Below are 8,663 nucleotides of genomic sequence, written 5' to 3' on the forward strand. Positions count from 1 at the left end.
TTCCACACCTCGAAACCTGCCGCATCCCACAGCCCCGCCTCGACCGCGACACCTCGTTTCAGCAGCAGCGCGGCCACCTCGTCGGCGCCGGCCTCGTGCCAGTTGACCGACGCGTGATCAGGCAGCTCCGTCCACGTCTCGATGGCCGCGAGACGACGCTCGACATCGGGCTCGGCCCACGCTCCCGTGGTCACACCGACCGGCACGCCAGGGCTCGCGGAGCGCACCGCCCGCACCCACCGTGCGACATCGTCGGCGGCGAGACTGTCGCGCCCCGTGGCATCTTTCGGGTGCACGTGCACCTCGTGCGCGCCCGCCGCCACAGCCCTGGCGGCGTCGTCGGCCACGACCGAGGCATCCGCGCTCAGCCATGGATGCCCGACCGCATCACGGGCGCCGTTGACGCATGCCTGCAACAGCATGCGTCGCTCGGGCACGGGAACCTGATCGGCACCAGAAGTCGCGGTCATCGGCCGATCAGCTCACGCGGGTGCAGATCGTAGGAGAAGGAGTCGACCGAAGGGCCCTCGTCGCTGCGCACCGTGTGCTCGACCTGACGCGCGACCGCGGCACTGCGACCCACCTTCACCGCCTCGGCCTCGCTCAGGAAGCTGCTGCCCAACGTCTGCGATTCACCCTCGATGCGGTTGAACCAGATGCCGTTGCGGTGGAACGTCTCGATGTCGCCTGCAGCCATGGGGATCCCTTCTCTTGTCTCCCTTTCTACGTCAGGCCACCGACATCGAGGAGACCCTTGACAGCCTCGACGCCAGGGTTCGAGAGCGCAGGATGTCAGGCCGCGAGACCGGCCCGACGCACGGCAGCGCCCATCGCCGCGAACGCCTCGTCGAGCACCGGACGAGGAGTCGCGAACACGACCCGCGCATGGCCCTCCGCACCGCGCCCGAGCAGGCGTCCCTCTGTCAGCACGACCCCGGCCTGCTCACGGAAGAACGCTGCCGGAGGGCCCGGGATCCCCAGCGCAGACGTGTCGATCCACCCGATGTATGTCGCCTCGGGCACGCGATACACGGCCCCGGGAAGATGCTCGTCCACCAGCGATGCGAGCTGCCGCCGCGCCCCGTCGAGGTACTCGATCACGTCCGCCAGCCAGGGCTTACCCGACCGATACGCCGCCGTCGAGGCGACGACGCCGAGGGTGGCCGCGCCGTGCTGCACCGCGAACCCGAACCGCGTGTACAGCTGCTGATCCGCATCGTTCGAGGTGATCAGCTGCGCGGTCTTCAACCCCGGGATGTTCCACGCCTTCGATGCGCTCGTCCCCGTGACCGTATGCGCGGCAGCAGCCTGCGACACCGACGCGTAGGGCACGAACGGCGCCCCGTCGTAGCGCAGCGGGGCGTGGATCTCATCCGCGAACACCCGCCCGCCGTGCCGCTCCACGATCTGAGCGATCGCCTCGAGCTCCTCCCGACCGACGATCGTTCCGGTGGGGTTGTGCGGGTTGCAGAGCACGAGTGTCCGCGCCCCCGCGGCGAAGGCCTCGTCGATGCGCTGCAGGTCGTGCTGCCAGCGCCCGTCGACCTCGACACCCGGCACCTCGATCACCGGATGCCCGATCGCCGGCAGGTATGTCAGGAACGGCATGTACGCAGGAGTCGGCACGATCACGGGCGAACCCGCCGGCGCATACTCCTGCACCGCGACCCCGAGAGCCGCCATCACATCCGACACCGGATGCACCCGCTCCGGGTCGACCACCCAGCCGTACTCGTCGCGCATCCACTCGGCCGTCGCCTCTCCCAGCCCCGTCGCCTGCGGGGGCGAGAGGTAGCCGAGGTTCTCGCCGTCGATCGCCCGATGCAGCGCCTCCGCGATCTCGGGAGCGACCCCGAAGTCCATCTCCGCCACCCACGCCCCGATGTGGCCGGGATGCAGACTCCACTTACGACTCTGCGGCCGATCGAGGAAGAGACGGGTACGGGCATCGAACGGATGCGACGCGTGCGAGGAGCGGTCCGCGGTCATGATCTGGGGTTCCCGCCGGTTCAGCCGACGGCGTCGGTACAGGAGGGGCGCAGGGCGCGGATCTCGGACACGGGAAACTCCATTCACAGCGGGGTCCGACCAATCTACGGACGGCCCCGCGCCGTCGCATTTCACGTTTCCGTGCGTGACGGCGCTTCCCGGCGGTGCATCCGTCGGGAGATCGGACGGATGCAGGAGCAGAACGCGGCGAGTCTTCCTGCATCCGTCCCCGCTCCCTGCATCCGTCCCCGCTCCCTGCATCCGTCCCCGCTCCCTGCATCCGGCACATCCGTCGCGCGGACCTCGCAGGGAATCACTGCGGGGCAGGACGCCCCCGGGTCAGATGCTCGATGGTCGCCTCCGCGACGGACGTGACGGAGGATGCGTCTTCCCCGACGGGAACGGTGAACCGCAGCCAGTCGGCACCGACACGAGCGTCGAGCACCGTCCGGCCGTAGAAGTCGACTCCCGTGAGGGCGGCGTCCGCGCCGGTGAGGGAGACCGGGCTCCCGGCATCGAGCTTCTCGAACGCCCATGCACCGGAGGGAAGGGTGGTGAGTGCGACCAGCGTGGGATCGCCGTACGGGTCCGGCCCCGTCGCGTACATGCAGTACTGCGCTCCTTCACTCGCGAAGTAGATCTCCGCGGCTGTTCCCCACCCGCCGAGCTCGGTGTAGTCCATGATCACGACTTCCCTGCCCAGGATCTCGGACGCCTCCTGCGCGGTGAGCAGCGTCTCGCATCGTGCCCCCGCGATCTTGCTCTGGCCGGGCTCGAAGTCGCGAAGGGTTGCGACGGCCGATGCCAGAACGCCGGCCATCGCCTCGCGAACACGGTCGGCGTCGCTCTCGACCAATGCGGAGGACCGCAACGAACCGGTCATGAGCACGTCGCCGTCGCGAAGTTCGATGGTGCACGAGCCGGTGAAGCAGCGGATGCCGTCTCCGGGGATGTCGCTCGCGCCACGCTCCGCCGCACCGTCGATGATCGCCTGCGCACCAGGCACGACCGCGATGCTCCAGTCCGCGGGGGAGGTCGAGTTGGGGTCCAACTGCACGGGGTCTCCCGCCGAGCACGCTATCCCTCCGGCTTGCTGCATCATGTACTGCGCCGGCCCCGGATACCAGATCGGTGTGGATGTCAGGCCCAGGACGTCTTTCTCCCCGCCGACAGCCGCACCAAGAACGCCCGCGACGGCGCTGTTCACGTCGGAGCACGTCACATCGAACGCCGCCTCGGGAGCCACGATGGGTTCCTCTGTGGGAGTCGGCGTCGGATCCGGCGCGGAGGCGGAGGGACTCGGCGATACATCGGGGGCAGGAGTGCACCCGGCCATGACCAAGACGGTCGCGAGGCCGAGAGGAGCAAGGAGACGCAGGCGCATATCGCCACCCTAGGATCACCAGGGCGGAAGGCCTGGGTGTTTCATACAACGATTCGAGGAAGGCGGCGGGTTCACGTGCTCCTCCAGCCGAAATCCTGTCGGACGCCGCGCCGGTAGACTGAACCTGCCCCGCCGGCCCCTTCCTTTGGAGTGCGCGTGACCACCGCCCCTGCACCTTCCCACCAGCACGTCCCCGACTCTGTCGAGAACGCGATCGCGACGCCCGAGAAGGAGCAGCCGTACGCGGCTCTCGGACTCAAGCCCGACGAGTACGCGCGCATCAAGGAGATCCTCGGACGCCGCCCCACTTCGGGCGAGCTGGCGATGTACTCCGTCATGTGGTCGGAGCACTGCTCCTACAAGTCGTCCAAGAACTACCTGCGTCGTTTCGGCCAGAAGGTCTCCGACGAGATGAAGGAACGCCTCATGGTGGGCATGGGCCAGAACGCGGGCGTCGTCGACGTCGGCGAGGGCTGGGCCGTCACCTTCAAGGCCGAGTCGCACAACCACCCGTCGTTCATCGAGCCCTTCCAGGGCGCGGCGACCGGTGTCGGCGGCATCGTCCGCGACATCATCTCGATGGGCGCCCGCCCGGTCGCGGTCATGGACGCCCTGCGCTTCGGTGCGATCGACCACCCCGACACCGCCCGCGTCGTGCACGGTGTGACCAGCGGCATCAGCTTCTACGGCAACTGCCTGGGCCTTCCGAACATCGGCGGCGAGACGGTGTTCGATTCCGTCTACCAGGCCAACCCCCTCGTGAACGCGCTCGCGGTGGGCGTGCTGCGTCACGAAGACCTCAAGCTCGCCAACGCGACCGGCGTCGGCAACAAGGTCGTGCTCTTCGGCGCTCGCACGGGTGGCGACGGCATCGGCGGCGCGAGCATCCTGGCCTCCGACTCCTTCGACTCCACCGGTCCGACCAAGCGTCCCGCCGTGCAGGTGGGCGACCCGTTCGCCGAGAAGGTGCTCATCGAGTGCTGCCTGGAGCTGTACCGCGGCGAGCTCGTCGAGGCGATCCAGGACCTGGGCGCGGCCGGCATCTCCTGCGCGACCAGCGAGCTCGCGGCCAACGGCAACAGCGGCATGAAGGTCTCGCTCGACAACGTGCTGCTGCGCGACCCCACGCTCACGGCCGAGGAGATCCTCATGTCGGAGTCGCAGGAGCGCATGATGGCGATCGTCGCCCCCGAGAAGCTCGACGCATTCCTCGAGGTCGTGAACAAGTGGGAGGTCGAGACCTCCGTGCTCGGCGAGGTCACCGGCGACGGACGCCTCATCATCGACTGGCAGGGCGAGCGCATCGTCGACGTCGACCCCTCCACCGTCGCGGTCGACGGCCCCGTCTACGACCGCCCGGTCGCCTACCCGACGTGGATCGACGCACTGCAGGCGGATGCCGCGGAGAACCTTCCCCGCTCGAACGACCCGGAGACGCTGCGCGAGCAGTTCCTGAACCTCGTCGCGTCGCCGAACCTGGCCGACACGAGCTGGATCACCAACCAGTACGACTACTACGTGCTCGGCAACACCGCCCTGAGCTTCCCCGACGACGCCGGCATGGTCCGCGTCGACGAGGAGTCGGGTCTCGGCTTCGCGGTCTCGACCGACGCCAACGGCCGCTACTGCCAACTCGACCCCTACGCGGGTGCGCAGCTGGCCCTCGCCGAGGCGTACCGCAACGTCGCCGTCACCGGTGCCGTTCCCACCGCGATCACCGACTGCCTGAACTTCGGCTCTCCCGAGAACCCCGAGGTCATGTGGCAGTTCGGTCAGACGGTCGACGGCCTGGCCGACGGATGCTACGAGCTGGGCACCCCGGTCACCGGCGGCAACGTCTCGTTCTACAACCAGACGGGCGACGTGCCGATCCACCCGACTCCGCTCGTGGGCGTGCTCGGCATCATCGACGACGTCTCGCGCCGCATCCCCTCCGGATGGCAGGACGAGGGTCAGAACATCTACCTGCTCGGCACCACCTCGACCGAGCTCTCGGGCTCGGCCTGGGCCGATGTGGTGCACCAGCACCTCGGCGGTCTGCCCCCCAAGGTCGACCTCGCTGGCGAGAAGCGCCTCGCCGGTCTGCTGTCGGCGGCTCGCGACGAGTGGCTGATCTCCTCGGCCCACGACCTCTCTGAAGGCGGCCTCGCGCAGGCTCTCGCCGAGGGCGTCATGCGCTTCGGTGTCGGCGCCCGCGTCTGGCTGAACGAGATCATCGAGCGCGACGGTGTGGATGCCGCATCCGCCCTGTTCTCGGAGTCGACCGGCCGCGTGCTGGTGACCGTGCCCCGTGAAGACGACGTGAAGTTCCGCGGTCTGTGCGAAGGACGCGACTACCCCGTGATGCGCATCGGCGTGACCGACAGCGAAGGCGCGAAGCTCGAGGTTCAGGGCGTCTTCACCGTGACGGCCGCCGAACTGCGCGAGCGTTCGCAGGCCACCCTCCCGTCGTACTTCGGCCCGACCGTCACCGAGGTCAGCGCATGAGCGACGTGAGCCGTCAGGACTCGAACGACGAGGACTACGGCGACCTCGGCGAGAAGCGCAACCGACGCATGCGCATCGTGGCGTGGACCGTCATCATCGCGCTCATCCTCGGCGGTGGCGGCGCGACCGTGATCACGCTGCTCCTCGGCTGAACACGGGTCACCGGCCCCGGAAACGGGTCGCCGACCCGGAACACGGCTCACCGGCCCGGGATGTCGGTGGCTGTGCTTAGAGTGGGCGCATGACCGCCGACGCCCGTGACCGCCTGCTCGCACTGCGCGCTCAGGCCGAGGCGCGGGTGCAGGCGACGGCCGCGACGCTCGACGAGCTCACTCACGACCGGGCGGGCTCGAACGACGACGACGAACACGACCCCGAAGGCGTCACGCTGTCGTCGGAGTGGTCGCGGCTGACCGGGCTCGCCGAGGCCGCAGCATCCGAACTGCGTCAGGTCGACGAGGCACTCGCCCGCATGGACGCCGGCACCTACGGGGTCTGCGCGAACTGCGGGAGACCCATCCCCGCCGGCCGCCTCGAGGCACGACCGTTCGCGGAGTACTGCGTCTCCTGCGCCGAGCAGCTCGGGCGATAGCCCTGACGTGAGCGATGATCGCGAGTAGCATCCCACCCATGCCCATCGCCCTCGAGAACGTCGGCATCGCCGTCCGCGATCTGGAAGCCACCATCGCCTTCTTCACCGACCTCGGTCTGACCGTGCTCGGCCGCGACGAGGTCAGCGGGGAGTGGGCGTCGACCGCGGTCGGACTCGCCGGCAACCACGTCAAGATCGCCGTGCTGCAGACCCCCGACGGGCGCGGCCGGATCGAGCTGTTCGAGTACATCCACCCCGCCGCGATCGAGACCGAACCGACCCTGCCGAACGAGATCGGCATGCACCGCATCGCCTTCTCGGTCGACGACATCGACGAGTCGCTGGCGATCGCCGCCCGTCACGGCTATCACCCGCTCCGCGGCGTCGCCGACTACCAGGACGTCTACAAGCTCACCTATCTGCGCGGCCCGAGCGGCATCCTCGTGATGTTCGCGCAGGACCTGACGAAGAGCGGAGCCCGCCGAGAAGTAGGCTGAACTCATCATGGACGAGTTCATCCAGGGCTTCTGGAACTTCGCGCAGCACTACTGGTGGCTCATCTTCCCCATCATGGGAATGGCTGGCGGCGCCGCGAAGGCATGGGAGCGCAGCTCCAAGCGCCGACACGAGCGCCGTCTGGAGACTCTCCGCATGAAGGCGCAGCTGAAGACCGCCGAGATCGAGGCGCGTGCGCTGACCCAGCAGGCCCGGCGCCGCGGGCCCTCCGTCGTCGACACGACGGCATCCGTCGCCCCGAACGACCTGGTCGCGCGCCTGTTCAGCGAGCACGACGAGATCACCGCACGCTGGCTCGACTACGAACTCGACGTGGCGAAGCTCATCGCCTTCCCCGCCATGAGCGATGGTCGCCAGCCCCTGACCGCCGCGTTCCTGCGCGCCAAGAAGACGGCGGATGCCCTGCGACCGGCCTCGGCAGACGCGAAGGTGTCGGAGCAGCAGGTCACCGAGTATCTGCAAGCCGTCGGCGACTACGCGGTCGCGTTCGAGATCGCCGAGAAGGACGCCAGACGCCTGCGCGATTCGACCTTCACCGAACCGGAGCGCAAGCGCCTCGACCGCGCGCAGCAGCTGCTGAAGGTCGCGGTCGATGAATCAGCCACACAGGCCGAACGCAACGTCGCCTACAAGCGCGTGCGTGAAGAGCTCGACGGGCTCATCCTGCTCTCCGACGACGCGGTCACCGTGCTCGAGAAGCAGGTGGCCAGAGAGATCTCCGCGCCGGCAGCACCATCAGTGTCTGAGCCCGCCGCGCCTGAGCCCGAGCGGATCCGGCTCCCCCGCCGCGACGAACAGTCCTGAAGCACAGGCACATCCGCGGGTTCTGCCCGCACCCCCGCCCACCCGGGCGGACGACGACGGAGGCATGCCGCAGTGATCACTCGGTTCGAAGAGCTCGACTGGCAGTCCACCCCGATCGGCGACCTCACTCTGCGCCGGCGCACCGAGCCCGCGGTGGGACAGGAGATCTACGAGGTCAAGCTCGGCGACGAGTACCTGATGTCGAGCCTGTTCACCGTGGCGGAGGAAGAGCTCGCCGACCTGGGGTTGGCAGCGGTCGACGGCGATAACCTCTCGGTGCTGGTCGGCGGGCTCGGGCTCGGCTACACCGCCGTCGCGGCCCTGCGGGATGAGCGGGTGAGCGCCCTCACGGTGATCGACCGGCTGGGCGCCGTGATCGGGTGGCATGAGCGCAAGCTCCTCCCGGTGTCGGCGGAACTCGTCAACGATCCGCGCACGACCCTGCTCGAAGACGACTTCTTCGCGGTGATGCGCTCCGCGCCCGTCGAGGGTCGCACCGGGTACTCGGCGATCCTCTTGGACGTCGACCACTCTCCGCGGCACCAGCTGGATCCGACGCACGCCGACCTGTACGACGCCGCCGGTCTGCGCGCGCTCGACCGTCATCTCGCCCCCGACGGCGTCTTCGCCCTGTGGTCGGATGACCCACCCGACGAGGAGTTCATGGTCGAGTTGACGGCCGTGTTCGATGACGCCGTCGCTCATGTCGTCGACTTCGAGAACGCCGTCACGGGCGGCACGTCGTCGAACACCGTGTACGTGGCGCGCAGTCGCAGAACGGGTGCCGAGGCGCTCGATGCCTCCGCCCCGCACGCGGGCGAGGACGCATGACCCCGGAGAACGTCACCGGTCCGATCGCCCACCACGCCGAAGCACCCGTCTGGTGGGCGG

General features: G+C 68.8%; 10 protein-coding genes. 6 read left to right on the forward strand and 4 right to left on the reverse strand.

The annotated features are described in order from the left end of the window. The 4 genes from KZA10_RS03775 to KZA10_RS03790 form a co-directional block, all read right to left on the reverse strand. Positions 1-470, reverse strand: a 470-nt coding sequence (locus KZA10_RS03775) for a 3-keto-5-aminohexanoate cleavage protein (protein WP_218682206.1), incomplete at its 3' end; no start/stop codon positions are given. Continuing rightward, complete coding sequence (locus tag KZA10_RS03780; protein ID WP_210699041.1) at positions 467-697, reverse strand: hypothetical protein; 231 nt, start codon at positions 695-697, stop codon at positions 467-469. The genes KZA10_RS03775 and KZA10_RS03780, both read right to left, overlap by 4 nt. A 95-nt stretch (positions 698-792) precedes the next feature. Then, positions 793-1,989, reverse strand: coding sequence for a MalY/PatB family protein (locus KZA10_RS03785; RefSeq protein ID WP_218682207.1), 1,197 nt, complete (start codon positions 1,987-1,989; stop codon positions 793-795). Positions 1,990-2,302: 313 nt separating this feature from the next. Continuing rightward, positions 2,303-3,235: a hypothetical protein gene (locus KZA10_RS03790; protein ID WP_218682208.1), complete on the reverse strand. Its 933-nt coding sequence runs from the start codon at positions 3,233-3,235 to the stop codon at positions 2,303-2,305. A 294-nt stretch (positions 3,236-3,529) separates the two neighbouring features. Between KZA10_RS03790 and purL the strand changes: the two genes are divergently transcribed. From purL to KZA10_RS03820, 6 genes are all read left to right on the forward strand, one after another. After that, positions 3,530-5,860: a phosphoribosylformylglycinamidine synthase subunit PurL gene (gene purL, locus KZA10_RS03795; RefSeq protein ID WP_141385539.1), complete on the forward strand. Its 2,331-nt coding sequence runs from the start codon at positions 3,530-3,532 to the stop codon at positions 5,858-5,860. After that, positions 5,857-6,012, forward strand: coding sequence for a hypothetical protein (locus KZA10_RS03800; RefSeq protein WP_170287942.1), 156 nt, complete (start codon positions 5,857-5,859; stop codon positions 6,010-6,012). The genes purL and KZA10_RS03800 overlap by 4 nt, the downstream gene beginning before the upstream one ends. 89 nt (positions 6,013-6,101) lie before the next feature. Continuing rightward, positions 6,102-6,452 carry a TraR/DksA C4-type zinc finger protein gene (locus KZA10_RS03805; protein ID WP_141385540.1) on the forward strand — a complete coding sequence of 117 codons (351 nt, stop codon included), beginning with the start codon at positions 6,102-6,104 and terminating at the stop codon, positions 6,450-6,452. Positions 6,453-6,490: 38 nt separating this feature from the next. Further along, the gene (locus tag KZA10_RS03810; protein WP_141385541.1) at positions 6,491-6,949 is read left to right on the forward strand and encodes a VOC family protein; all 459 of its coding nucleotides are present in this window, start codon (positions 6,491-6,493) and stop codon (positions 6,947-6,949) included. 7 nt (positions 6,950-6,956) lie between these two features. Further along, positions 6,957-7,772: a hypothetical protein gene (locus tag KZA10_RS03815; protein WP_218682209.1), complete on the forward strand. Its 816-nt coding sequence runs from the start codon at positions 6,957-6,959 to the stop codon at positions 7,770-7,772. A gap of 72 nt (positions 7,773-7,844) precedes the next feature. Continuing rightward, complete coding sequence (locus KZA10_RS03820) at positions 7,845-8,603, forward strand: spermidine synthase (protein WP_218682210.1); 759 nt, start codon at positions 7,845-7,847, stop codon at positions 8,601-8,603. Positions 8,604-8,663: the final 60 nt, after the last annotated feature.

The sequence above is a fragment of the Microbacterium sp. BF1 genome (assembly GCF_019279095.1).
GTDB classification, from domain to species: domain Bacteria; phylum Actinomycetota; class Actinomycetes; order Actinomycetales; family Microbacteriaceae; genus Microbacterium; species Microbacterium maritypicum.